This window comes from Paenibacillus aurantius, from assembly GCF_032268605.1.
GTDB lineage: Bacteria > Bacillota > Bacilli > Paenibacillales > NBRC-103111 > Paenibacillus_AO > Paenibacillus_AO aurantius.
This window is the reverse complement of sequence record NZ_CP130318.1, coordinates 1,403,160-1,428,685: the sequence shown is the minus strand read 5'-3', so window position 1 is coordinate 1,428,685 and position 25,526 is coordinate 1,403,160. Positions and strand designations below refer to the sequence as shown.

Here is a 25,526-nt window from a genome sequence, read left to right as displayed (position 1 = left end):
CTAGCGGTCCTTCGCCGGCTTGTCCTTCAGCCACTTGGGCGCGCCCTTGTTCTTGCGGTCGCGCTCCCGGTCGCGTTCCCGCCCCTTCCCGGCCCCCGCCGGCTTGCGTGCCTCCGGCTGGAGAGCCTGCCGCTCCTCCGTCCCGCCGGCAGCCACGGAGCGCCAGTCCTTCGAGCTCAGGCGCCCGCCGCCCGCGGCCGGCTGTACGCCGGCTCCGCTGCTCCCGCGGCCGCCACCCGCACCGGGGCGCTCCGGAAGCCCTCCGGCCCCGAAGGCCGGACGCTCACGCCGTTCGGCGCCCGCCTCCGCGGTTTTGCCGGAGGAAGCGGCGCCCGTCCCGGCCGCACCGTTGGTCCGGACGCTTTCGCCGGCGCCTGCCTTCTCCACGCGCTGGCGGCCCGCCCGGACGCTGCGGTTCTCCTCCGGGCTTACCACCTCGCCGCTGTACATCTCCTTCTCTTCGATGGGGATGCCGAGCGTCTTGGCGAACTTCTCGATCAGGGACCGCTCCCGGTTCGCCGCCAGCGAGAGGACGGTTCCTTGGCGGCCCATGCGGCCGGTCCGCCCGGCGCGGTGAACGTAATGGTCCGCGTCCATCGGCAGGTCCAGGTTGATGACATGGGTCACCTCGGGAATGTCGAGCCCCCTGGCGGCTACATCCGTGGCGAGCAGCAGCTGGAACCGGCCCTCCCGGAAGCCGTTCATCACCCGGGCGCGGTCCTGTTTGCCCGCGTCTCCGTACAGTCCCTCGATGGTTAAGCCAACGTAGCGGATTTTGGCCAGCACCTCGGCCACGCCTTCCGTTTCATTAATAAACACAATCGCCGAGCGCGGGTTGTAATGCCGGACGAGCCGGCGGAGCATGTCGATCTTGTCGCGGGGCTCCGTGACGAAATACAGATGCTCCAGCGTCTCGGCCGTCCGCTGCTCCGGCTTGACGTCGATCTCCTCCGGCTCGTTCATCCAACGCCCGGCCGTCCGGCGGATCGCTTCGGTCACCGTAGCGGAGAAGAACAGAATTTGACGGTCCCGCAGCGCGCTTCCGAGGATGGACTCCACTTCCTTAGCGGAGCCCAGATCAAACATCTGATCCACCTCGTCGACCACAATGGTCCGCACATAGTGCATGGTGAGCTTGCGGAGCTTGATCAGCTCCATGATCCTTCCCGGCGTTCCCACGACGATCGAAGGCTTCTGCCTAAGCCTGTCGACCTGGCGGGCGAGAGCCGCCCCTCCGATAAGAGGCTGCGCCGTGAGCTCCGTCCCTTCGATCAGCTTCTCGATTTCCTGCAGGATCTGCATCCCGAGCTCCCGCGTGGGCACGAGCACCACCGCTTGTACATGTCGGGCCGAAGCGTCGAGCTTCTGGAGAACGGGCAGCAGATAGGCAAGGGTCTTGCCCGTTCCCGTCTGGGATTGGGCGATGACGTCCTTTCCCGCCGCAATGACCGGAATCGCCCGGGCCTGGATATCGGTAGGAGCGGAGATCCCTCTCTCCTTCAGGTTGGAAATCAGTCTTTCCTCTATGGGCAATGCTTCAAAATCGGTAGCCATGATCGTCCTCTTTTCCATGAATCTGTCGTGTAGTTTATTATCGCTTTCCTGCAGACAAAACACAACTTTCGACAAATCCGCGGGCGGAAGGCTTCCGGGCTTTTAGCGGGGGAGACGCTCGGACAAATAGAGCATTCTTTCCCCGGGGACGAACATTTTGAACCGCTGAAAAGGATACGCCCGGTGAAGATAATCGACGAAGTAAGCGGGATTCTCCGTATTGGCCGCGAAGAGGTCGTAATGCATCGGAATGACGAGCTCCGCCCCCACCGCGTCGGCCAGGTCCGCCGCCTCGCGGAAGGTCATATTGCCCATCAGGTTCTGGCCGAATCGCTTAAAATCATGCCCGTTGATCGGCAGACAGGCTATCTCGATCGGATGCTTCTTCAGCTCCTCCACGAGCTCCGGGACGGCGAGCCCGTCTCCCGCATGGTAGAAAACAAGCCCGTCCATATCGAGGATGTAGCCCAGAAAGCCGTGATGGCCGGACTCATCCGTGAAATACTCCTCGTGCTTGCAGGCGACGGGCTGAATGCGAATGCCTTCGAGCTCGATCGCCTCCGTTACCTTGGCCGCGATGATCCGGTCTTCCGAGATGCCGATCTCGGTCAGCCTCGCGGTATGAGGGGCCGGGCAGATGAAGCGGGCGTTCGGAGAGCTTTTGCCGATTCCGTTCAACGTATAGGGATCCAGATGGTCCAGATGATCATGCGAAATCAGCACGTAATCCGCATTCGTCACCTCCTCCGGCTTCAACGGAGGCGGGAAGTTTCTTCTCATGTCTCCTCCAAGCTCGGCCGAAAGAAACGGATCGAAATAGAGAATACGGCCTCCGCGCTTGACGGCCATTCCCTCCTGGCCGAGATGCCACATGGCGATGCCGTCCGCCGGAACCTCCGTGCGGTTGATCTGTTCAATCAAAGCTCTTCCCGTTCGGGATCCTTTTCCCGTCTGGCTCATGTTGGGTTCCCCTTCCTTCTATTAAAGTTTATTCTTGCTATTACAAATTAACCGGTCACTGGACTATTCAAAGTTTACCCCCGAAAAGGCTGGATGAAAAATCCGGTCCCAACCGCCTACCTTCGACAAATATCAGCAAAACGGCAGGTCCAAAAAAAAGTTACTTTTTTCCTGTAACAAAAACCCAAGTTATGGTGTCCTTTATAATGTGCGAGCGCACAACTATCTTAAGGAGGGATACCCATGTATCCAAAGAACTACCGTATTCGGAAACTCCCCTTCATCATGATCGGCCTCATACTGACTATCCTGATGAGCGCCGCGACCGCCTCCGCCGCTCCTAAGGAGCATGGGGCCAAGACCTCTCCACCCCCAATCTCCGACAGCGTTACCCGGTACTTCCCCGGCACGACGACCGGCTCTGCGACCTCCGGTACGGACTCCTCGGGGAACATGCAGTCGATGGGCAGCGACTTTGACCCTAACCATCAGTATCTCGCCACCGGCAATGTGACCATCGGGTCCCCGGGCAACGGCAACATTCACTACAGCGGCTCCACCTATGCCTCCGTCATCGTTGATTCCATCAGCATCTCCCTTACGGTTCAGCGCTGGACTGGCTCGAGTTGGGTTGACGTGGCGTATTCCCCGTTCTGGGTCCGCTTCGATTCTCCCTTTATCGGAGAAGGAACCGATACCGTCCAGCCTAGAGGCTACTACTACCGCGTCATCGGGTATCATTCCGTCGCTCATAACGGCGTAACCGAGAACGGCACGACCGTGGGCAGCTATTATCTCGTCAACTAATGCTTGAGGCGGTGCCCTGGGTCCGGATCTGTCCGGCCCGGGAGCACCGCCCTTTTTCATCCTTCTTTGAAGAGCGGATGATCTGCCGCGGCCGACAAGGCACTCCTCTGGTAATCCCTTTTTTCCTCCCGTTTGCCGAACCCCGGACTAATAAGCCCTATTCCTCTTCCGGTCTGCCTTACCCCGGACTATCGAGCTCCAGCTCTTCCATCCTCTTCTCCACATACCGGGTATCCTTCAACGCGTGATAGGTTTCCGCCTTCTCTACGACCACGTCCGTGTTGTATTCGGGAATGCCTGCTTCGGGCTCATAAACGCCTTTGCGAAAGAGAACATTGCCCTCCGGCCAGAACAGCTCGACATTGCCGGGGGCGATGTCCGCCGTCTTCATCCGGGCGTGCATCAGCCCGTTGCGGTTGTAGACGACGACGGCGTTTCCCTCCTCTATGGAAAGGGCGGCCGCGTCTTGGGGATTCATCAGAATATCGTACCGGTCCGCCCCGTTGAAGGGATCCTTCTCCCCGAACACCATGGAGTTGAACTGCTTCCCCCGGCGCGTCGTGGCGAAGAACCTGCCCTCCGGCTTGCGCAGCTCCGGGAGCTCGACGGGGATCAGGCGGCCGCGGCCGTCCGGGGTCGGGCACACCCCGCCCTCGCACAGCCAGGCCCCGCCCCACTGGAACACGTCTCCCTTCCCTTGAAGGTGCTGGATGCCGTCGTAAGCTGGGGCCGCCCTCGCGATTTCCTCGCGCACGGCCGCCGCCTCCCGGAACGCCGCCAGCCGGTCCCCTTCCGGCTTCACCCGGGCCGCGAGCTCCCCGTAGATGAGCCACTCGGCGCGGGCTTCCCCGGCACGCGGGCCCTCGATCTCCGGTGAATAATAAACCATCCGCTCGGTGGAGGTGGACGTTCCCCCTCCCGGCTGCTCGTAGCGGGTCATGGCCGGCAGCACGATCACTTCCTCCCGGGCGTCCACCAGCGTCGAGGTGTTCAGCACGATGTCCTGGTGCACCCGGAGCTCCACGTTCTCCAGACAGGTGCGAACGAAGTCCGGATCGGGCATCGTCTCGAGGAAATTGCCTCCTGACGTGTAGAACACCTTCAGCCGGCGTTCATGGTCGTCGGGAAGCCGGGCGTTCTCCAGCGACACCCCGACGATGTCGCCCTGCCAGCGGGGGATAGGGAAGCCCCAGACGCTCTCCATCCGCGTGATGTCCTCTTCCTTGAACTCGCCCCCCGGCAGGGAGAACGGGTCCGCACCCATCTCGCCCGAGCCCTGGACTCCGCTGTGCCCGCGGATGGGCATCAGGCCGCAGTGCTCGCGGCCGAGAAATCCGCGCAGCAGCGCCAGATTGGCCACCTGCGAGATGTTGTCGGTCCCGAACCGGTGCTGGGTCAGGCCCATGCTCCAGACGAACACGCCGGAACGGGCTCCGGCCAGCAGCCGGGCGAACTCCCGCATGCGCTCCCGGGACAGCCCGGACGATTCCTCCAAGAGCTCCCACCGCTGGCCCGTTACATGCTCCCGGAGCTCCTCGTAGCCGTTGACATGCTCACGGACATAAGCATGGTCAATGGCCGAGCCCGGCCGCTCCTCCTCCATGTCGAACCAATGCTTCATCACCCCGTGCATGAAAGCGATGTCCCCACCGATGTTCACCTGGTAGAAATCATCGGCGAGCTTCGTTCCGAAGAGAGCCGACTCGGCGATGGAAGGGATCCAATAGCCCTCCATCGCCGGCTCGCGGTAGGGGTTGATGACGAGGATCTTCGTGCCCCGCCGTTTGGCGGCATACATGTACTTCGTCGAGACCGGCTGGTTGTTGGCCGCCACGCTTCCCCAGAACACCAGGACGTCCGTCCCGATCCAGTCCTTGTAGCTGCAGGAGGAGGCGCCGATGCCCACCGAGCGCTTAAGCGCGGTCTTCGACGGGGAATGGCAGATGCGCGAGGCGTTGTCGATGTTGTTCGTCCCGATAAACCGGGCCGCCTTCGCGGCGGCATAATAGACTTCATTCGTGATGCCCCGTGCGGTCAAATAGAACGCGAGCTGCTTCGGATCGATGCTGCGGATCTTGGCGGCTATCCGGTCCAGTGCCTCGTCCCAGGAGATCCGGCGGAACGAGCGATCTCCCTTCTGCCGCAGCAGCGGATAAGGCAGCCGGCCCAGCTTGCGCAGCGCCGTGCTGTCCAGCTTCCGGAGCTCGGCGATGTCCGCGTGAAGCTGCTCCGGCTTGATCGCCGGCATCGTATTCAGCCGCAGGACATTAAGCCGCGTCGTGCAGACGTGCGGTCCCGTAAGCGTCTGGTCATACAGACCGGACACCCCGAGCGCACAGCCGTCGCATACGCCCTGCGTCAGAATGCGGTAGGCATACGGCAGGCTGTCCCGGTTCTCCCAGACCACCTTCATCGTATCCCGGATGTGGTGCGGCTTGATCCGGCCGAGACCGAACGGCACCCGGCTTACCCACAATCTGGGATCGGGCCTGGCGGGCAGCCGGATCCGGCCCGTGTGCTTGGTTTGGCCCATAACCTTCCCCCTTTTTCTTACAGAAGCAAAAAAAAGCCCTCGAGAACGATTCCGGCTGGAATTCATCGTCTGCGGCATGCGGCACGTCGGGACAAACTGCCTCTGTTTGTGCGAAGAGAACAGGACCCGACCGACAACCCTTCCCAGCAAGGGACCGTCTGTAAGCGTTATCAGATTCACTGCCCAGTATAGCAAAAGTCCCCGGCCTGTGCCAGGGACTTCCTGCTTGCTTGGTCGTCAAGTCTACCTCCTTCGGTTGATGCTCGCCCGCCTTCCTTGGGGAGGTCAGGAGAGCTTTTATTTGGCGCTTTCCAGGATGCGGACAACCTCCTCCTTCGGCAGCTCGCTCATGATATAAATAAAGGAAGAGGGCTTCCTGAGCAGAACTTGCACCCGACTTTCCCTTGTGATCATGAGCTTGCCCGGGTTTCCGTTAATTTCAATATCGGTCACGTGGTCCGTAAACTTCTGGGAGAACTGGTTAAAGGTAGCCAGCGTCCGTTCGGTGATCTGGAGGATCGGCTTATCCCCGTTCTTGTAGATGAGGTTGACCCCTTCGAAGGTCGTTCCGTTGGATTCATAGGGAATGGCAAAAGCAAACGAGTAGCCGTCAGGAAGATACGCAGGCTTGGCCAGCGGAAACGACAGCCCCTTCTCCGCTTCACTCAGGCTGAGCATCCCGTTAACGGGGTCCACCGGGCGCTTGTCTTTCTGCTCCTTCTCCCCTCCATGCTGCCCTTCAAATTCGGCCGGAGGAGAATCCGTCTTCGCCCCGGAGGTATTCTTCTCATCCACCCCGTTAAAGAACGTAACCAGATCGCCTTTTAAATTATTCAGCATTTTGGTAATGGGATTATAGGCATTGGTCTCCATCGGGACACTGAATACCGTTCCCCCGATCAGCAGAGAAGCCGCGGTCACGGCCACCATGGCTATCCGGCGTTTGCCAAGCCTCTTCCTCCGCTCTTTCTCGAGCTGAAGGGAAACCTTCGCCCAGGAGGCCGACGGATCCGGCACTTCAATCCGGTAGCTTTCCTCCAACGCCTTCTTCCACAGCTCGTCAAACTGTTCCTGATCCGAATTCTTCATTCTCTTGTTCCCCATTCTTCATGGAATCGGTGCCGGATGGCCTCCCTCGCCCGGTAAAGCTTCTGCCGGACCGTTCCTTCTGTCACATTCAGGGCGGCGGCCATTTCCTTATAGGAAAGGTTCTGAATCCAGCGCATCTCGATCATCTGACGGTAGTCGGGCTTCAGTTCATCCAGGTAACGGGCGATCGACTGCCTCATCAGACGAAGCTCCACCTCCTCCTCCACCGGAAGCGTTGCATTCGGAAGGGAGGGGTCTCTATGTTGAAAGACATCTTCAGCGTCCAATTCCTCACGGTTTCGCGAAAATTTCCTAAGATGGTTGAGGGTTACGTTGCGGGCCAGCGTCTTGATCCAGCCCTCCAGCTTGTCCACATCCTTCAGCTGGTCGGCCTTGCGGATGGCGCGGAGAAACGCTTCCTGAACAATATCCTCCGCCGTTCCGTGGTCCTTGAGAATGAAATAAATAAGGGGATAGACCATTTGGTAGAACTCGTAATAAATGCTCTGCTGCAGGCTGCGGGGAAGGCTGTAATAATTTGAGGTAAAAAGAAGGACAAGATGATTAGGCATGGGTACCTCCACGAATCGGCAGCATCATTTCTTGCTCAGCATCCGGATGGCCACCCGGTCCAAGAGCCGGGGAAACAGCTGATACAGCTTTACGCCCGCATTGGCGGTAAAAGGGAGGTTGACCTCCGCCTTCTCCCGTTCGATTCCCGCTATCACGGCTTCCGCCACCTTCTCCGGCTTAAGCATAAACCAGCGGACATTGTTGACATAGGTTCCCGATGGGTCCGCCCGGTCGAAGAAAGGGGTGTCAATGGGTCCCGGGTTAACGGCCGTGAGGCCGATTCCCGTGCCGGCAAGCTCCTGGCGGAGACAGTTCGTGAAGCCCAGAACGGCATGCTTGCTCGCGGAGTAACCGCTCGACTTGGCGGAGCCGATCTTGCCCGCCATGGAGGCGATGTTCACGATATGCCCGCTTCCGGCCTGCCGCATGGACGGCAGCACCGCCTTGATGCAGCGGACGGTTCCGAAGTAATTGACGTTCATCATGTCTTCGATGGTGTCGAGAGAAGCATCCTCCACCCGTTCAAAGACTCCGTAGCCGGCATTGTTGATCAGGATATCGATCCTTCCGTACCGGGCCAGAATCTGCTCCGCCGTACGGTTGACCTGTTCCTCCGAGGCCACATCCATCGGAATCGCAACGGATGGACCGGGCAGGCTTGCCGCGATCTCCCGGAGCTTATCCTCCGAACGGGCCGTCAGGATGAGCTCGGCGCCAAGCTCCGACAGACGGCGGGCCATCAGGGCGCCTATTCCGCTGGACGCCCCAGTAATCCATATGATTTTATTGGTAAACGATGTCTTCATCGCAATGTCCTCCTGAAGCCGGCTTTGCACCTTATCGGTCCTGAATATAAAAAAGCCGAAAAAGCCGGACCGGCTTTCTCCTGCCTTTGTTTTCCTTTTTCATTATACCTGATTGGGCCCTGACAAGTATACGGGGGGTGGAAAGAATGCGGAGGCGGCGATGATAAGAACGCGCAAAAAGCCCTGCTCCTAAAGGAAGCGGGACTTTGTCAGCAGGCTATAAGCCCTTCATATTCCGTGATCAAAAAGTTATCGTTGTCTAAATTCTTCAAGTAAATCACTTAATTGCTCGTTCTTCTTAATAAATTCATATAAGTATTCCTCTGTAACAATTATTTGTTGTCCATCTTTATATTTGGTCGCTAAAATTTGTTCATCGTTATGAGTAACTTGAAAGCTATGAATAATTCTGTTTCTCATTTTGAAAACCTCATCAAATAGAGAAGCTATTTCTTCCCCTGATTTTTTTGTTATTGTTTCTTTTATCGGTTCAGTTAGTTTACCAGAAACTTTATCAATCAATTCATACCAATTGTACTTTTTGTCATCATCACTTCTTAGTATGTTCTCGATGATAAATGCATTATTAGAGTTAAACACACAAATTGCACTCCCTAACAACTCACGATACTTTTTAGGTGGAAGTGACTGTCTACTGTAATCTTCGTACATATTGTCCCCTCTCTGGAATTACATCGAATCCCTGTAGATTATTAATGTAATCCTAGAAAACTCAGGTAAAAGGAATAATTTACCTGTAATTTTGATGTTTTTTAGACGGTTTGTCAAGCTAAGGGAGACACCTCATCCAGAAAAATTTCTTATGCTTACTTCTAATTCAGACATTTGGGTCTTTCTTTATTAGCTGTCGCATTTCATCTTACAATCCGTCAAATAAAAAAGCTTACCCTAAGGGCAAGCTTCCGGTTCAAAAAAAACTTAAGGCAAATTCATAGGTAATTAAAGCTAGTTATAATGAAGGTTACGGCTAATTACAGGCTTTGATTATCACCTTACACCTGGCCGACCCAATCGTCTCCCGCCTTCTCCTTCCAGCGGAGGCGGATTTCCTCCATCTGGTCATCCGAGAGCTTCCCTGGAACCAGCAGCTCGGCGTTCTGCCCCCAGCGCCCGGGATTGTTCGTGCCGACGATCGCCGTGTGAACGCCCGGAAGCGAAAGGGTGAAGCGCAGGGCGATCCCCACCGATTCCTCCAAACCGCGGGTAAGGAAGTCATAATTGAGCTCGCGCAGGCGTTCCCAATAGACCTGATGGTACTTCTCCGAGGGCGGTTCGGTGCCGGTCTTCCAGGCCGCGTTCGCGATGGGACGTTTGGCGATGACCCCCATCCCCCGTTCCCGGGCCTCCGGAAGGATCCGATCGATCCCTCTCTGGTCCGCAATGTTGATGGAGGTTTGAAGCGAATCGAACGCTCCCGTTTGGACGGCGAACAGGGCCGCTTCATTCTCGCCGCTGTAGCCGATGTAGCGCGTTTTGCCCGCTTCCTTCGCGCGCTTCAGCACGTCGATGACGTCCCCTTGACGGAGAATGTCCTCCGAGCAGCTGTGCAGATGAATCAGATCGACGTAGTCGGTGTTGAGGCGCTTCAGGCTGCGGTCGATGCTTTCGGCGAGCATGGCTGGATCCCAGTCGGGGCGGTCAAAGCCGGAAGCATGTCCGCATTTGGTGAAGAGGTAATAGTCGCCCCTCCGTTTCGAGATCGTCTTTCCGATTAATTCTTCACTCGTGTTGTAGCATTCCGCCGTATCGATGACGTTCAGCCCGGCATCCAGAGCGCTTCCGAGCAGCTTGTCCACCGTTTCGGGAGAGGCGCCGGCAAAGCCGATTTCGGCACCGCCAAAGCCAAGAATGCTGACATCCATATCCGTCTGTCCGAATCTTCTTCTCTCCATACCGATGATCATCCTCTCGTTTAGGTGGGATTTTGGGTACGGTTACATTGTACTCCTCTGGGGTGGGAAATGCGAACGGGGTTGGGTTTGCCCCGCGATTTTGATAGGATAGAGTCGAAAGCCGGCGTCCTGCAGCGAAGCTTGACGGACGCCTTCACGTGTTTGACGAAACAGACATTGGCCAACGGGGGTTACGGAAATGCCGGGGTTTCTTATCGATTTGGATGGAACGATGTATGCGGGCACCCAGCCCATTGAGCATGCTAAGGAATTTATCGGGGAGCTGAGGAGAAGAAGCCTTCCCTTTCTCTTCGTCACGAACAACTCTTCCCGGGTGCCGGCCGAGGTGGCCGCCCACCTGCGGGACATCGCCGGGGTAGAGGCGAGGGAGGAGGAGATCTTCACCTCCTCCCAGGCCGCCGCCCGCTATGTCGCCGACCGCAAGCCCGGAGCGCGCGTCGCCTTCATCGGCGAGGCGGGCCTGGAGCAGGCGCTCGCCGGGGCCGGGCTTCAGCTGACGGAGGAGGCGCCCGATTACGTCGTGCAGGGCATCGACCGGGCGTTCTCCTACGCCAAGCTGGAGGCCGCGCTGCGGCATCTGCTGAACGGGGCTTCGTATGTGCAGACGAACCCCGATCTGCTGCTGCCGACCGAGCGCGGCCTGACGCCCGGAGCCGGAGCGCTCGGGGCCTCGCTTGCCGCCGCGGCCGGGGTCGAGCCGGTCGTCATCGGCAAGCCGTCGCCGGTCATCATGCGGTACGCGATCGAGCGGCTCGGGCTGGCGGCGGACGACATCTGGGTCGTCGGGGACAACCTCCGCACGGACATCGGCGGGGGAGCCGCGGCCGGCTGCCGGACGGCGCTCGTGCTGACCGGCGTGGCGACTCCCGCCAACTACCGCGGGCAGATCGAGACACTCGGCATCCGGCCGGACGTGACGGCTCTTCATCTGGAAGAGCTGCTGCGACTGCTCGGATAAAGGAAAACGGGTCAACCGGCGGGGACCAAGTCCCCGCGGTTGACCCGTTTTCTGCGTTCCCCTGCTCCTCCTTCGAAAAAGACCTCCGCCCGCAGGAAAGCTACCCTTCCCGCATCCGGCTGCGGTATACCCGTTCGGGGCGGCCCACCGTCCCATAAGCCAGATCGGCCTCCAGCTCTCCCTTCGAGACGAAATATTCCAGGTATCGCCGCGCGGTGGAGCGGCTCACGCCCATACGCCGGCCCACCTCCTCGGCCGTCACACTCTCCTCCATCTCCCGGATAAAGGCCGAGACCTTCTCCATCGTCAGCCGGTCGATTCCTTTCGGGAGATAAGCGCCCGCCCCTTCCCGGCCACGGCTGGAAACGGCTCCGCGCAGAAGCTCATCCACCTCCTGCTGCCCGACCTGGCCGCTGCTCTCCTCCAAGGCGTTCAGCTTGCTGCGGTAACGGTGGTACTGAAGCATTTTTTCCTGAAAGCGCTCGAAGATGACCGGTTTGATGATAAAGTCGCAGACTCCCCCGCGGATCGCTTCCCTAACCGTTTCAATCTCCTTGGCCGCCGTAATGATGATGACATCGGTCCTCCGGTAGCTGCTTTGGATGTAGGAAAGCAGGTCAAGTCCGTTCATATCGGGAAAATACAAATCAAGAAGAACGAGATCCGGCTCAAACACCTCCAGATGCTCCCTCGCCTGCTTCCCGTCCGTGGCGATGCCGACCACCTGAAAGCCGGGAACCTTCTCCAGGAAGCGCCGGTTGATCTCGGCAATGCGCACGTCATCCTCCACGATCAGCACTTGAATCATGGCCCTTTCCTCCTTCCCTGTTTGGGGACGACCACCGTAAACACCGTCCCTCCCTGCTCGCCCGAAGCGTACGTCACGTACCCGTTCAGCTGCTCGGCCGCCTGCTTCACGAGGGCGAGGCCAAGTCCGCGGTTTCCCCCCTCCTTGGTCGAGAAGCCGGATACAAAAATCCGCTCGCCTGCTTCCTCGGGAACTCCTTTTCCGGTATCCTCCACTTCCACGATGAGGTCCTCCCCAAGATCCGTAAGGAAAACGGTCACCCGCCGTCTGCCTTCCTCCTGCTCCAGCACCGCCTCCATCGCATTGTCGATGAGATTGCCAAGAATGGTGACCAGGTTGAACCGGTTGACGGAGGAGGGGATATCCTTGAAGGTGCTTTCCGGGTCCACGACCAGCTCGACCTTGAGCTCGTTCGCCCGGTTGAACTTGCCTACGAGCAGCCCCCCGAGAAGCCGGCTTGGAATCTCTTCCATGATGAAACCGATAAAGTTCTGATGCACGTCCGTTTCGCGTGTGATGAGATCAATCGCCTCCTGGTACAGACCAAGCTGGATCAACCCGGAGATCATGTACAGCTTGTTGGAATACTCATGCGTCTGGGCCCTCAGCCCTCCCGCATAGAGCTTGACCTGGGCGAGCTCCTCGTTCAGCCGGTACAGCTCCGACTTCGTCCGGAAGCTGGAGACCGCCCCGATCACCCGGTGGTCCTCGTCAAGCACCGGGAGCCGGTTAACGACGACCACCTCATCGCCCAGGATCATCTCCTGGTCGAATTCCGCCTGACCCGAGGCGATCACCTCAACAAGGCGGGAAGACGGAAGCACGTCCAGAATGTAGCGTCCGGTCACCGTTCCGTTCTCCGGAACCCCCAGGAGCTGAAGCGCCGTCTGGTTGGCGAGCGTTATGGTCCCCGTCCGGTTAACCGCGAGAATCCCTTCCCGGATCGATTCCAGAATGGCTTTCTTCTCCTGGTACAGATGTCCGATCTCCTCCGGTTCGAGCCCCAGAATGCTCTTCTTGACCCCTCGGGCGATAAGAATCGCCCCTCCCGTCCCTCCGAGCAGGGTGAGGAAGGCGATCAGGAGAACCGTATTGCGGTAATGCACGGCTTGCTCGTTAATGTCCTCCAGCAGAAAGCCGACGGACACCACGCCGATCACGTTTCCGTTATCGTCCAGCACCGGCGTCTTGCCGCGGAGGGACAGCCCCAGCGAGCCTTTGGCCTCGGAGGTAATGGACCGGCCCTCGAACACCGGCCCGTTGTCGCCCCCCACCATATCCTTGCCGATCCGGTCCGGATCGGGATGGGAGTAACGGATGCCCTGCCGGTTGCCGACGACAATGAATTCCGCCCCGGTCTCCACCCGGATCGGCTCAACCAGAGGATTGATCAGGCGGGCGGGGTCCGGGTCCTGAAAGGCCCGGCGGATGTCCGGCATGGCCGCCACCGTTTTGGCTATGTTCAGCGCGGTTGCGCCGATTTGCTCCTTATGGGAGGTGGTCCACATGCGCTGAAATGAGAAGGCAAGAACCACGATGACCAGCGACAGCAGCGAGCCGATCAGAAGAATGAGTTTGGTTTGCAGCTTGAGCTTCACGGCTTCCCTCCTCTTTTGCCTTCATTGTATAGCAGAGAAAGCGCAAACACTCATACTTTTTATGAACAAAATGACCAATATAGCCAGTATCCAACTTATCCCCATAAGCTATTCAAACCAAAACGGGGCATGGTACTCTCCTCTTACGAAAGCGCTATCACAAAATAATATAGGGGAGGACATAAGCATGCAAAAGAAAGCAAGATGGACGACCGGGGCGTTCGCCGTTCTTATGGCGGTCAGCCTGACGGCCTGCGGCAGCTCCAAAACGGCGCAGGGAACCGAAAGCGGTTCCAAGGAGAAAGGCTCCTCCTACCCGACCAAGCCGATCACGGTAGTCGCTCCGTCCGGCGCCGGCGGAGGCTGGGACAAAACGGCCCGTTCCTTGACGAAAATCCTCTCGGAGACGAAGCTGGTCAGCCAGACGATGACCGTCGAGAACAAGCCGGGCGGCGGCGGAACGGTCTATATGGCGGAGTTCGCCACCAAGGAGAAGAAGAACCCTTATACGCTGATGGTCAGCTCCCCTCCCATCCTCATCAACAACCTGAAGAAGGAAGGAAGCAGCCCCTACGGCTATAAGGACACGACTCCGCTTGCCCAGCTGACGAAGGACTACGGGGCCATCGCCGTCAAGGCCGACTCCAAGTATTCGGATTTGAAGGCCCTTATCGCCGACCTGAAGGCGGACCCGAGCAAAATAACCATGGCCGGGGGCTCCTCACCTGGATCCATGGACCATCTCGTCTCCATTCTGCCGGCCTTCAAATCCGGGATCGACCCGAAAAGCGTCAAGTACGTCTCCTATGACGGCGGGGGCGAAGCCGTAGCGGCTCTCCTCGGGAACAACGCCACGGCCATCGGAACGGACGCTTCCTCCCTCGAGCCTTATCTGAAATCCGGCAAGGTCAAGGTGCTCGCCGTAACCTCGAGCGAGCGGCTGAAGGGAACCTTCAAGGACGTCCCGACCTTAAAGGAGCTTGGGATGGACACCGAATTCAACATCTGGCGAGGGGTATTCGGGCCGAAGGACATGAGCAAGGAGGAGCTGGCCTTCTGGGAGAAGACCCTGAAGGCGATGACGGAGAAGGAGGAATGGAAGAAGGAGCTTCAGGCCAACACCTGGGAAAGCGACTATCGCAACTCCGCTGACTTCACCAAGTTCCTGGGCGAGCAGGAGAAGCTCGTCAAAGACCTGCTTACCGCGCTGAACATGGCGAAGTAAGCCGGAAGAGGTTCCATTCCTGGAGAAGAGAGCCCTCTCTTCTCTTTCTTTTTCCAGCCTTGAAAGGAGGCACTTTCGCATGAACCAAACCTTTGACCGTTATGCCAGCCTGGCGTTCTTCCTGGTCGGCGCGGCCTTCGTATGGGAGAGCCGCAAGATCAGCGCTACCTCCTATGGAAGCAGCGTGGGGCCGGATATTTTTCCTATGGGGCTCGGCATTCTGATGATGCTCCTCAGCCTGAGGCTGTTCTATGAGGTCTTCCGCAGCCGCCCGGATGGTGCGGGCAAACCGTCTCTCGACTACAAGCGATTCGGAATCATTCTGGGGACCGCCGTTCTCTATGCCTTCTTCCTGGAGGACATCGGCTACGTCATCGGAACGACTTTGTTCCTGTACGTCGGATTCCAGGTAATCGAGCCCGGCAAACGGCTGATGTCCCTTGCGGTCTCCGCCCTCTTCTCGGCCGCCGTTTACTACGTGTTCGTCGTGCTGCTCGAGGGCTCCCTGCCCGGCTTTCCCGCCTGGTTCTCGTAAAGCCCGGCCGGTACACGGCCCTCTGGCCCGGATTAAAGCTCTATAAGGAGGTGCCCCTATGGGCGTACTGGACTTTCTCGCCAACGGCTTTGCTACAGCCCTTCAGTGGCAAAATCTTCTCTTCGCCTTCGTGGGCGTGCTGATCGGAACGGCGGTCGGGGTGCTCCCCGGCATCGGTCCCATGAGCGGAGTCGCGCTCCTCATCCCCGTCACCGCCAGCATGACCGGCGGACTCAGCCCGGAGGAAGCCGCCACGAGCTCGATCATCCTGCTTGCGGGCGTCTATTATGGCGCCATGTACGGCGGCTCGACCACCTCGATCCTGCTCAACACACCGGGCGAATCGTCGTCCGTCGTCACCACGCTCGATGGCTACCAGATGGCGCGTCAGGGACGGGCGGGAGCCGCCCTCTCCATTGCCGCCATCGGCTCGTTCGCCGCCGGAGTGTTCTCCCTTGTGGCGCTGGTCTTCCTCGCCGGACCGCTGTCGGACGCCGCCATCCGGTTCGGGCCGGCCGACTACTTCTCGCTCATGCTGCTAGGCTTGGCCGCCGTAAGCGGCCTGGCCGGCAAATCGATGACGAAGGCGCTTATCATGACCGTCTTCGGCCTGCTCCTCGCCACCATCGGAATGGACAGCGTGTCCGGGGTGGCCCGGTTCACCTATGACCAACCCGTGCTCTATTCCGGTCTGGAATTTCTCACCGTCGCCGTCGGCCTTTTCGCTCTCGGCGAGGTGTTCAAGACGATTCTCGAGCGGGATTACGCGAGCGGCGAGGTCACCAAGGTCGGTCGCATTCTGCCCACCCGCCAGGATCTGAAAGACAGCGCCGGCCCGATCGCCCGCGGTTCGGTGCTCGGCTTCTTCATCGGCATCCTTCCCGGTGCCGGAGCGACCCTCGCCTCCTTCTTCAGCTACATCATGGAGAAGAAGATCAGCAAGAACCCGGCCAAGTTCGGCACGGGAGCTATTGAAGGAGTGGCGGCACCGGAGTCGGCCAACAACGCCGCTTCGGGCGGGGCCATGATCCCGCTTCTGACGCTCGGCATCCCCGGCTCCGGCACCACGGCCATCCTCATGGGAGCCTTGATCATGTACAACATCCAGCCGGGCCCTCTGCTCTTCGACGAGCATCCCCAGGTTGCCTGGGGACTCATCGCCAGCATGTTCATCGGCAACCTGATGCTGCTCGTGCTGAACATGCCGCTCGTCAAGGTGTTCGCCAAGATCATCGAGACGCCGGCGAAATACCTGCTTCCGATCATTATCGCCATCTCGGTCTTCGGTGTCTACGCCGTGCAGGCGAACACCTTCGACCTCATGCTGCTCATGGGCTGCGGGCTCGCCGGCTACTACCTGTCCCGGCACGACTTCCCGCTCGCTCCGCTTGTGCTCGGCCTGGTGCTCGGGCCCATGATCGAGAACAACATGAGGCGGGCCCTGACCACCTCGAACGGGGATTTCTCGATCTTCCTCGAGAAGCCGCTCTCCGCCGTCTTCCTGATCGGCGCCGTTCTCTGGATCGTCATTCCGCTGCTCTTGAAGCTGCGGGGACGGAAGGTGCTCGTCAGCGAGGAGGGCTGAGCTTCGGGAGTTACACTCAACAAAGCCGCCCCGGCTGCAGAGAACGGGGATCCCCAAAAGGATCCTGTTCATCGGCCGGCGGGCGGCTTTTTCCCGTTTCGAGCGTTTCCTTTGGCAGCCTTCGTCCCTTGGCCTGATAGCCGGGACACTGATCGCTGTTAAAATTTCCTGTTTAGATGGGCCGGATGACGGCTAAATGTTATTAAAGGAGGGATCACCGATGCCATGGACGAAGGAAGATTACCCGCCATCCTTGAAAAATTTTATGGCTCCGATCCGCTACAAGGCCATTGAGATCGGAAACGAGCTGCTGGAGAAAGGCTATGAGGAAGAACGGGCCATCTCAATTGCGACCGCCAAAGCCAAGGAATGGGGAGAAGACCACCACAAACAAATCCGCAAAAAGGGCCAATGAATGCCTTCTGATCGGAAAGGAGTGCTAGGATGCGACGAGGACCGAAACCCGATTTCACCCGCAAAGACGCGCAGGATGACCTCTATTACGAAATGAAATTCGAATCCGATAAGGAAAGATGGGTGCTTCTTAAGGAAGGTTCCGACCATGTACTCCGGGCCGCCGATCGCAAAACGGACCTGCTTCAGGCCGCGCAGGAGCGTGCGGAATCGAAGCATGCCCATTTGAAAATTTACCATGCGGACGGCTCGCTGGAAGTGGAGACGGACTATACCAAAGACAGCCCCCATTTCCGGTATCCTTCCAAATAAGTCCGCTCCAATGCCCGTTAACGGAAAGGAGCGATCCTTCCGCTAACGGGCCCCTACTTTTTCTCGATAGGGATTCCATCCCTTATCAAGACCAAATCATTAGAGATCCAGTTTCCAAGAGGGGTGTTACAAATTGTACATGGATAATATGTTCATGCCACTATCGTATCCGTTTAGTCCCCTACAAGTGGAGCTAACTCTTCATACGCATCCCTTAACCATGGATGAACTACCCTTAATTTTTCGCGTTGCTGCCAAAGATAATTTATATAAGCAAATGAAGCATGGACAATTGATTTCTCAAGTTCATGAAGTATGTTCTCGATGTAAGGGGGAGTTCCCGGTTGGTCCCATTCCATTTTATCTGCAACAAATAACACCTTATCCAAAAGTGTAGATTGTTTTCTCAATGTTGTATGGCACCCTACAGCATTCAAAGTTTCTGGTTTCGATATGTTAAATAAATCCCGAGCCATCTCTTTTGAAATTTTTTGATGAATGATCATTGGGAAGGCTTCTTCTTCCGATAAAACCTCAATTCCTAACTGTCTAGCAATTGAAATTCTTCTTACGTTCGGGAATACAGCACTGATATCGTGCAAATATCCTGCATATTCGGCTTCAATAGGATTGCCCCCCACCATTATAGCGATTCTTTTCGCTTCTTCCCCAACTTTCAAGCAGTGGTCTGCTGTCTTTTCGCATCCATTTTTCGATAAGAAAGTAAAAATATCATTACGTAAATTTCCGGTCAATTCACTAAACGACAACCCTGAATAGGCTTCATGCATTAACCAGTACCTCCTAAAAACAAATGGCGAAACAATTAATATAGATAAAATTATTTTGTACTACGTGCAGGCAAGAGCGACTTCCAAGACGCCTTAAATTCACAGCATAACAGCTATGCCGAAGCACTCTGGTGAGTCGCCTCGGCCATACTTGAAAGTGACATTTTCTCGGACGAGTTAAGGTGACATTTTCACAGACGATTGACATATCTGAATAATAGAGGAGCATAGAAAAAATAGAGGATATATACACTTAGATTGTACATATTATCCTCTATTTACATTGGGCTGAATAACCTTCCCAATCGGGTGTCTATCATCCCTTACCGGTCATCGGGATCTTTGTGTCCGTTACCACTCCGCGACCGAGCCGTCCTTGTGCCGCCAGACCGGGTTCTTCCAGTCGTGGCCGATCCCGGCCATCTTCCGCACCTGCTCTTCGTTGATTTCAATGCCGAGCCCGGGGCCTTGCGGAATGTCCACCATACCGTTCTTGTAGTGGAACACGGACGGGTCCACCAGGTAATCGAGCAGGTCGTTCAGCTCGTTGTAGTGGATGCCTAGGCTCTGCTCCTGGATGAAGGCATTGTGCGCCGTGGCGTCCACCTGCAGGCAGCCGGCCAGGGCGATCGGACCGAGCGGGCAGTGGGGAGCCACCGCCACGTCGTAGGCTTCCGCCATAGCGAAGATTTTCTTGCACTCGGTAATCCCTCCGGCATGGGACAGATCGGGCTGGATGATATCCACGTGCCCGGATGCGAGCAGATCCTTGAAATCCCAGCGCGAGAACATCCGCTCCCCGGTGGCGATCGGGATGCTCGTGTGAGCGGCGATTTCCTTCAGCGCTTCGTTGTTCTCCGGCAGCACCGGCTCCTCGAGGAACATGGGCCGGAACGGCTCCAGCTCCTTGGCGAGAATCTTCGCCATCGGCTTGTGCACCCGGCCGTGGAAATCGATGCCGATGCCCACTGTGGGGCCGACGGCGTCCCGGGCGGCGGCGATCCGCTCCACAGCCTGGTCGATGGCGGCATACGAGTCTATGTATTGGAGCTCCTCCGTCGCATTCATTTTGACCGCTGCAAAACCCGCCTCCACCGCCCGCCGGGCGGCTTCTCCGATCTCGCTCGGCCGGTCTCCGCCGATCCAGCTGTATACCTTCATCGTGTCCCGGCACGCCCCGCCCAGCAGCTGGTAAACCGGCGCGTTGAAATAGCGTCCCTTGATATCCCACAGCGCCTGGTCGATGCCCGCTATGGCGCTCATCAGCACGGGACCTCCCCGGTAGAAGCCGCCACGGTAGAGGACCTGCCAGTGATCCTCGATCCGCAGCGGGTCTTGGCCGATCAGGTAGCCCATCGCCTCCTCCACCGCCGTCTGCACGGTCCGCGCCCTTCCTTCCACAACAGGCTCTCCCCAACCGCAGATGCCCTCGTCCGTTTCAATCTTCAGAAAGAGCCAACGCGGGGGCACGAGAAACGTCTCAAACCCGGTAATCTTCATAACCAACCACTCCCTTTCCCATTAGGAATCCGCTTTCACGGTTAAGTTTACCAGACGGCACCTTTAAGAGAAAGTTAAGGTTTCGCCCATGCCCGCTTTAAGAATTGTCCCTTATACTCAGAGAATGACAGGAACATCCCTCCCGTGAGGCGGAAGCTCACCGGCTTCCTGCGGGCATCTTTCCGGCTTGCCTCCTTCCGCCGCGAGCCTTCCAAGGACCGCTGCCCGGAGCACCGCCGGAAGCCTTGCCTTTCCCCAGGCGGTATGGTTAAGTAGGGATAGTTCCCCCCTGGACCTGCAGGAAAAGGGCGGGCCTGCCAAATTACAACAAAGCGAGTGTACCCTATGGCCAAAGAAACCATTCTCCTGGTCGATGACGAGAAAGAAATCCTCGACCTGCTGGAAATTTATTTAAAGAACGACGGCTTTCACATTCTGAAGGCGGCGAACGGCATCGAAGCGCTGGACGTGCTGCAGAATCACGAGGTGGACCTGATCATTCTCGATGTGATGATGCCCCGGATGGACGGCATTGAAGCCTGCCTCAAAATCCGCGAACGTAAAAACATGCCCATCATCATGCTGTCCGCCAAGAGCCAGGACATCGACAAGATCCTCGGCCTCAGCACCGGAGCGGACGACTATGTGACGAAGCCGTTCAATCCTCTCGAGCTGCTGGCGCGCGTCAAATCCCAGCTCCGCCGTTACCATCGTCTTAACGTGCAGGATGCCCGCAAGGAAAACGAGATTGAAGTCGATGATCTGACGATCAATACCGACACGCATGAGGTAAGAATCGAGGGCCGCGAGGTCAAGCTGACGCCGCGCGAATTCGCCATTCTCGAGCTGCTAGCCCGCAACCGCGGGATCGTCTTCAGCATCGAGCGCATTTACGAAAGCGTGTGGAAGGAAGCTTTTTTCGACTCGGAGAACACCGTCATGGTGCATATCCGCAAAATCCGCGAGAAAATCGAAGCGAATCCGCGCCAGCCTCGTTACATCAAGACGGTATGGGGGGTAGGCTACAAAATTGAAACTTAGCCGCATCTTCCCTTTCAACTGGCTCGGAGACCTCTTCCGCTTCCTGCGATCCACGGTCCGGCTTGGCAAGGAGAATGTTCAGAGCTCCCTGCGGCTTCAGCTGATCTTCACCTTCGTCATCTGCCTGCTGGCCTCCGTGCTCACCTACTCCCTGTCCGACGCCATCCTGGGCGAGGTCAACCGGGCCCCCCAGTTTGACTATACCGCCGACATCAATAACATGGACGAAGAAGCGCGCAACATTGCCGGCTATTTGAAAATATCGCACACCTCGGACCCTGGTAAAGAGGACGCCCGCTCCTTTCTCCAGCGTCATATTGAGCTCAGCCAGTACAAAATCATGGTGCTCGATCTGGACGGGAAGGTTCTGCTGAAAAGCAAGGATGCACGGGAGACGACCGTCGATCTTCATAACCTGTTCACGAACGCCTTAGAGGCGCGGAACAATCCGGATAATCTCCGCCGGGAGTACACCAGCTTCTACCCGATCGACCTGGATGGCCAGAAAGGGTACCTCGTCGTAAGCGGCATTCCCCAGCCGACCATTTATTACGTGAGGGACGGAAGCCCTCTCTCCATTCCTTTCAGCATTGCCGTCTTCATCCTCCTGTTCTACCTGCTCACCAAACGCAAAATGAAGGACCTAGAGCGGCTGACGAGCGGACTCTTGGAAATCTCCCGCGGCCGGCTCGATTACCGGGTGAAGCAGAACAGCCGGGATGAGCTCGGGTCGCTGGCCAACAACATCAACCGGATGGCCGAGGAGCTGCAACGGACGCTTGAGGAAGAACGCCGTGCGGAACGAACGAAGAATGAGCTTATTACGAATGTCTCGCACGACCTTCGGACGCCGCTCACCCTCATCATGGGCTACCTCCGGCTCTTGAAGGACAAGAACTTCGAAGACGAGAAGCAGGCCGACTCCTACATCAGCATCGCCTACGGCAAGTCGGAGAAGCTGAAGGGCTTGATCGACGACCTGTTCGAATACACGAAGCTGACCAACCACGGCATCCGGATGCACCAGGAAAGGGTCTGCCTGAACGAGCTGCTGGAGCAGCTGATCGAGGAGCTGGTCAGCCACGCGGAGGAGAACCAGCTGCAGCTCATCCGCAGCCTGCCGGCGGAGAAGCTGAACGTCTCCATCGACCCCGACAAAATGATCCGGGTGTTCGAGAACCTCCTTACGAATGCGATCAAATACAGCCACAAGCCTGGCACCGTGAAGGTAACGATGACCCCCGACCCGGACGGCTATGCCCTGGTGACCGTGGTCAACCAGGGTGACCCGATTCCGGCGGACGAGCTGCCGCGGCTGTTCGACCGTTTCTACCGGGTCGATGCGGCCCGCACGTCTTCCGCCGGCGGCTCGGGTCTCGGGCTTGCCATCGCGAAGAGCATCGTCGAGTCGCACGGCGGCGAAATCTGGGCCGAGAGCGAGGAGGACGAGGTCCGCTTCTGCGTGCGGCTTAAGCTGTCGTAAGCCGGGATTCTCGGACCGGCAGCCGTTTGAGGCGTCCGTTGAACAATAGCAAACAAAGAGCACCTGACTCCCCAGGAGGGAGTCAGGTGCTCTTTGTTGCGTGACCGCGTGGGCAATTTAGGGATTCCGACAGAATCCCGTTCTCTAATCAGACTTCCGGTAAACGGGCACACCCTCCCGCAAGGTGAGCAGGACGTCATAATTCGCATCCAGAAGGACAAGATCCGCCCTTTTGCCCGGGGAAAGGGAGCCCCGTTCCCGTTCCTCCCCTATGATTTCGGCGGGAGTAAGAGAAGCGAGGCGGGCCGCTTCATGAGGGGCAAGGCCCAGCACCTGAACGGCATGCCGCACGGCCCGGTCCATGGTGAGCAGGCTGCCGGCCAGCTCTCCGCTTTCGAGCCGGACGGTCCCTTCCCGGACCGTCAACTTGCGGCCCGAGGCTTGCCAGTACTCCCCGTCGGGAAGCCCCGCCGTATGGACGGCATCCGTGATCAGGCACACCCGGTTCAGCCCTTTGCAGCGAAGGAGAACCTGGGCCGCCGCCGGGTGAACATGCTGAAGATCGAGAATAAGCTCAGCGCTCACCTCATCGTTAAGCCAGACGGAGGCGGCTATACCCGGTTGACGGTGGTGAAACCCAGGCATTCCGTTATAGAAGTGGGTGCTGTGCGTAACCCCCTTCCGCAGCGCCTGCTCCATCCCGTCATAATCCGCTCCGGAATGGCCGGCCGACACGACGGCGCCTTTCTCTCGGAAGAAGGTGATGACCTCCTGCGCTCCAGGGAGCTCGGGAGCAAGGGTAACGAGACGAATCCGGTCGCCGGAGGCCTTCATCCACCGGCGGGCTTTCTCCACGCATGGCGCTTGAAGCCATTCCGGATTCTGGGCTCCCCGGTAAGCCTCGCTTAGAAAGGGGCCTTCCAGGTGAACCCCCAAGGCTTCAGCCCCCATGCTACCGTCCTCTGACGAAGCGTAAGCCTGGGCGGCTTCCAACGCCTCCGTCAGCCGTTCATCCGGCAGGGTGGACGTGGTGAGGAGCAGACCCGTTGTGCCATGGCGGGCATGAAAGGCGCACATCCTGGCGAGCGAACGGGGATCCCCGTCCGATACACCGGCCCCGTCTCCACCATGAACATGGAGATCGAGGAAGCCGGGAAAGACCCACGCCCCTTCCGCCTCCATGACCGTCTCCCCCTCTAAGCAGGGAAGCGCCTCTCCTATCTCCGCAATCCTTCCGTTACGAAGGCGGACATCCGCTCCATACCGCGTGGACTCCGGCAGGACGACATTCCCCTTGCGGATGAGCCCGTCTATTCTTTCCGCTCTTTCCATTGGTTACCTCCCCGTGTACCGAATCCCTTAAACCGGTGCTGCCGGATCGTGTTGATTTATAAGGAGCTGCTATCCGTTTGGGCGGAGGAAGCTTGGATGGCAGCATGTTTCGTCATGGCGTACCGGGCCGCCCCCAGAATGCCCGCCCGGTTTCCGGTGGCGGCAGGCTTAACCTTTACGGATTCGCAGCCGGCTTCTTCGATCGCCCTCTCGAGCCGGGAGCTCCAGCCGTCATACGTCTCGCCCACTCCTCCGCCGAGAATAATGAGCTCCGGGTCGAAGACCCGCTGGATATTCACAAGCCCAACAGCCAGACGGAAGACGAACGCCTCCATTACCTCAACCGCCCGCGGGTCTTCCTCCGCGAGAGCCTGCAGCAGCTTCCGGCTGTCCCAGCCCGGCACGGCCGCCGCCGCATCGCGGGTCAAGGCGGTTCCGGAGGTGTACTGCTCCAGACAGCCCTTCTGTCCGCAGTTGCAGACCCGGCCTCCGGGCTCCACGATGATATGCCCCACCTCTCCGGCTCCGCCGTGGACGCCGGGGATGACCTGCCCGTTCCAGGCAATCGCCCCGCCGACGCCTGTCCCCATGGCCAGGTAGGCGAAGTTAGGGTGCCCCGCAGCGGCACCAAGCCAGCCTTCGCCCTGCGCCGCCGCGTTCACATCGTTATCGATGAAGACGGGAAGGCCGAACGTCCCCCGGATTTCATCGGCCAAACGGACGCCGGTCCAGCCGGGAAGGTTGCTGGTCGCAAAGAGGATGACGCCCGCTTCCCGGTCGATGCTGCCGGCGGACGCGATGCCAATCGCCTCTACCGGGCCTGCCTGCTCGATCAGCTCACCGATCAGCTCCCGCATAGACTCGAGAATGCCCTCTCTTCCGAGAGCGGTAGGCGTCGGCCGGGAAGCCGAGGCCCGAAACTGCCCCAAGCGGTCCACGACCGCTCCTTTCATGCCCGTTCCGCCCAAGTCTACGCCGATATAGAGGGAATCCGGGCCCATAAGCGCTTTCTCCGGACGGCGTATGCCCTCTGCGAAACGTGCGGTGATGCTCTGCGGGCGGGTGATGGCCCCGCCCACCACGACGAAATCCGCACCGGCCTCGAGGGCGGCTGCCGCCTCCTCCGGCCGGGAAATGCCGCCTTCGGCCACGACGGAGCCCTTCAGCTCCTCCGCCAGTCTGCGCACCAGGTCGAGATTGGGCAGAACGGTGTTTTCCGTATATGGCGTGTACCCGGACAAGGTGGTGGAAACGTAATCCGCACCGTAAGCGGCCGCCTGAATTCCTTCTTCGAAGGTGGAAATGTCGGCCATAACCCGAACCCCCTTCTCCTTCAGAAGGCGGATGGTCTCCTCCAGCGTCCGGCCGTCCGGACGAGGACGGGAGGTGGCGTCCAAGGCTACGATATCCGCTCCCGCCTGGTGAACCGCCAAAGCGTCCTCCAAGGTCGGGGTTATGTACATTTCGAAGCCTTCGTAATCCTTCTTCCACAGACCGATCACCGGCAGGCTGACCGCCGCTTTAATAGCGGCCACGTCGGGCAGGCTGTTGGCGCGGATGCCGCCGGCGCCGCCGGCCGCGGCCGCGCGTGCCATGGCGGCCATGTGGTGGGAGCCGTGAAGCGGCTCGTGCTCCAGCGCCTGGCAGGAAACGACCAGGCTGTTTTTAGGAATGATGCTCATCGGTTG

The 25,526-nt window shown here is 58.5% G+C and carries 23 protein-coding genes; 9 read left to right on the top strand and 14 right to left on the bottom strand.

The window, feature by feature from the left end:
* Together MJA45_RS06950 and MJA45_RS06945 are read right to left on the bottom strand one after the other, a co-directional pair.
* Positions 1-1,554, bottom strand: coding sequence for a DEAD/DEAH box helicase (locus tag MJA45_RS06950; protein WP_315606545.1), 1,554 nt, complete (start codon positions 1,552-1,554; stop codon positions 1-3).
* 102 nt (positions 1,555-1,656) lie between these two features.
* Positions 1,657-2,514, bottom strand: coding sequence for an MBL fold metallo-hydrolase (locus tag MJA45_RS06945; RefSeq protein WP_315606544.1), 858 nt, complete (start codon positions 2,512-2,514; stop codon positions 1,657-1,659).
* 243 nt (positions 2,515-2,757) lie between these two features.
* Here MJA45_RS06945 and MJA45_RS06940 point away from each other — a divergent pair, with 243 nt between their 5' ends.
* The gene (locus MJA45_RS06940; protein ID WP_315606543.1) at positions 2,758-3,321 is read left to right on the top strand and encodes a hypothetical protein; all 564 of its coding nucleotides are present in this window, start codon (positions 2,758-2,760) and stop codon (positions 3,319-3,321) included.
* Between the two features lie 178 nt (positions 3,322-3,499).
* On the opposite strand, the gene MJA45_RS06935 is transcribed toward MJA45_RS06940, so the two are convergent.
* The 6 genes from MJA45_RS06935 to MJA45_RS06910 all read right to left on the bottom strand — a co-directional run bounded on the left by MJA45_RS06935 (position 3,500) and on the right by MJA45_RS06910 (position 10,235).
* Positions 3,500-5,854, bottom strand: a complete 2,355-nt coding sequence (locus MJA45_RS06935; RefSeq protein WP_315606542.1) for an FdhF/YdeP family oxidoreductase — start codon at positions 5,852-5,854, stop codon at positions 3,500-3,502.
* 297 nt (positions 5,855-6,151) lie between these two features.
* The gene (locus tag MJA45_RS06930) at positions 6,152-6,943 is read right to left on the bottom strand and encodes a DUF4367 domain-containing protein (protein ID WP_315606541.1); all 792 of its coding nucleotides are present in this window, start codon (positions 6,941-6,943) and stop codon (positions 6,152-6,154) included.
* On the bottom strand, positions 6,940-7,515 hold the full coding sequence (locus MJA45_RS06925; protein WP_315606540.1) for an RNA polymerase sigma factor: 576 nt from the start codon (positions 7,513-7,515) through the stop codon (positions 6,940-6,942). Before MJA45_RS06925 ends, MJA45_RS06930 begins: the two co-directional genes overlap by 4 nt.
* A gap of 24 nt (positions 7,516-7,539) precedes the next feature.
* A complete protein-coding gene (locus MJA45_RS06920; RefSeq protein ID WP_315606539.1) occupies positions 7,540-8,322 on the bottom strand; it encodes an SDR family NAD(P)-dependent oxidoreductase in 783 nt (260 codons plus the stop codon).
* Between the two features lie 249 nt (positions 8,323-8,571).
* Positions 8,572-8,994, bottom strand: a complete 423-nt coding sequence (locus MJA45_RS06915; protein ID WP_315606538.1) for a selenium binding protein — start codon at positions 8,992-8,994, stop codon at positions 8,572-8,574.
* A gap of 341 nt (positions 8,995-9,335) precedes the next feature.
* Positions 9,336-10,235 carry an aldo/keto reductase gene (locus MJA45_RS06910; protein ID WP_315606537.1) on the bottom strand — a complete coding sequence of 300 codons (900 nt, stop codon included), beginning with the start codon at positions 10,233-10,235 and terminating at the stop codon, positions 9,336-9,338.
* Positions 10,236-10,434: 199 nt separating this feature from the next.
* Between MJA45_RS06910 and MJA45_RS06905 the strand changes: the two genes are divergently transcribed.
* Positions 10,435-11,214 (top strand): TIGR01457 family HAD-type hydrolase, encoded by a 780-nt coding sequence (locus MJA45_RS06905; protein WP_315606536.1) that lies wholly within the window; start codon positions 10,435-10,437, stop codon positions 11,212-11,214.
* Between the two features lie 100 nt (positions 11,215-11,314).
* Here the strand turns inward: MJA45_RS06905 and MJA45_RS06900 are convergent, their stop codons facing one another.
* Together MJA45_RS06900 and MJA45_RS06895 are read right to left on the bottom strand one after the other, a co-directional pair.
* The gene (locus MJA45_RS06900; RefSeq protein WP_315606535.1) at positions 11,315-12,022 is read right to left on the bottom strand and encodes a response regulator; all 708 of its coding nucleotides are present in this window, start codon (positions 12,020-12,022) and stop codon (positions 11,315-11,317) included.
* Complete coding sequence (locus tag MJA45_RS06895; RefSeq protein ID WP_315606534.1) at positions 12,019-13,620, bottom strand: ATP-binding protein; 1,602 nt, start codon at positions 13,618-13,620, stop codon at positions 12,019-12,021. Before MJA45_RS06895 ends, MJA45_RS06900 begins: the two co-directional genes overlap by 4 nt.
* A gap of 187 nt (positions 13,621-13,807) precedes the next feature.
* Between MJA45_RS06895 and MJA45_RS06890 the strand changes: the two genes are divergently transcribed.
* The 5 genes from MJA45_RS06890 (at position 13,808) to MJA45_RS06870 (ending at position 17,691) form a co-directional block, all read left to right on the top strand.
* The gene (locus MJA45_RS06890; RefSeq protein ID WP_315606533.1) at positions 13,808-14,845 is read left to right on the top strand and encodes a Bug family tripartite tricarboxylate transporter substrate binding protein; all 1,038 of its coding nucleotides are present in this window, start codon (positions 13,808-13,810) and stop codon (positions 14,843-14,845) included.
* Positions 14,846-14,924: 79 nt separating this feature from the next.
* A complete protein-coding gene (locus tag MJA45_RS06885; protein WP_315606532.1) occupies positions 14,925-15,380 on the top strand; it encodes a tripartite tricarboxylate transporter TctB family protein in 456 nt (151 codons plus the stop codon).
* A 58-nt stretch (positions 15,381-15,438) separates the two neighbouring features.
* Complete coding sequence (locus MJA45_RS06880; RefSeq protein ID WP_315606531.1) at positions 15,439-16,965, top strand: tripartite tricarboxylate transporter permease; 1,527 nt, start codon at positions 15,439-15,441, stop codon at positions 16,963-16,965.
* Between the two features lie 220 nt (positions 16,966-17,185).
* Positions 17,186-17,380 (top strand): DUF2188 domain-containing protein, encoded by a 195-nt coding sequence (locus MJA45_RS06875; protein WP_315606530.1) that lies wholly within the window; start codon positions 17,186-17,188, stop codon positions 17,378-17,380.
* Positions 17,381-17,409: 29 nt separating this feature from the next.
* Positions 17,410-17,691 carry a hypothetical protein gene (locus tag MJA45_RS06870; protein ID WP_315606529.1) on the top strand — a complete coding sequence of 94 codons (282 nt, stop codon included), beginning with the start codon at positions 17,410-17,412 and terminating at the stop codon, positions 17,689-17,691.
* Between the two features lie 173 nt (positions 17,692-17,864).
* Here MJA45_RS06870 and yqeK read toward each other — a convergent pair whose 3' ends face one another.
* Together yqeK and dgoD are read right to left on the bottom strand one after the other, a co-directional pair.
* Positions 17,865-18,482 carry a bis(5'-nucleosyl)-tetraphosphatase (symmetrical) YqeK gene (gene yqeK / locus MJA45_RS06865; RefSeq protein ID WP_315606528.1) on the bottom strand — a complete coding sequence of 206 codons (618 nt, stop codon included), beginning with the start codon at positions 18,480-18,482 and terminating at the stop codon, positions 17,865-17,867.
* Between the two features lie 351 nt (positions 18,483-18,833).
* Positions 18,834-19,982, bottom strand: coding sequence for a galactonate dehydratase (gene dgoD, locus MJA45_RS06860; RefSeq protein ID WP_315606527.1), 1,149 nt, complete (start codon positions 19,980-19,982; stop codon positions 18,834-18,836).
* Between the two features lie 345 nt (positions 19,983-20,327).
* Between dgoD and MJA45_RS06855 the strand changes: the two genes are divergently transcribed.
* Complete coding sequence (locus tag MJA45_RS06855) at positions 20,328-21,023, top strand: response regulator transcription factor (protein ID WP_315606526.1); 696 nt, start codon at positions 20,328-20,330, stop codon at positions 21,021-21,023.
* Positions 21,013-22,506, top strand: a complete 1,494-nt coding sequence (locus MJA45_RS06850; RefSeq protein WP_315606525.1) for a sensor histidine kinase — start codon at positions 21,013-21,015, stop codon at positions 22,504-22,506. Before MJA45_RS06855 ends, MJA45_RS06850 begins: the two co-directional genes overlap by 11 nt.
* A 144-nt stretch (positions 22,507-22,650) precedes the next feature.
* On the opposite strand, the gene nagA is transcribed toward MJA45_RS06850, so the two are convergent.
* Entirely contained in the window at positions 22,651-23,838 is a 1,188-nt protein-coding gene (nagA, locus tag MJA45_RS06845) for an N-acetylglucosamine-6-phosphate deacetylase (protein ID WP_315606524.1), read from the bottom strand.
* A 56-nt stretch (positions 23,839-23,894) separates the two neighbouring features.
* Positions 23,895-25,520 carry a putative N-acetylmannosamine-6-phosphate 2-epimerase gene (locus MJA45_RS06840; RefSeq protein WP_315606523.1) on the bottom strand — a complete coding sequence of 542 codons (1,626 nt, stop codon included), beginning with the start codon at positions 25,518-25,520 and terminating at the stop codon, positions 23,895-23,897.
* Positions 25,521-25,526: the final 6 nt, after the last annotated feature.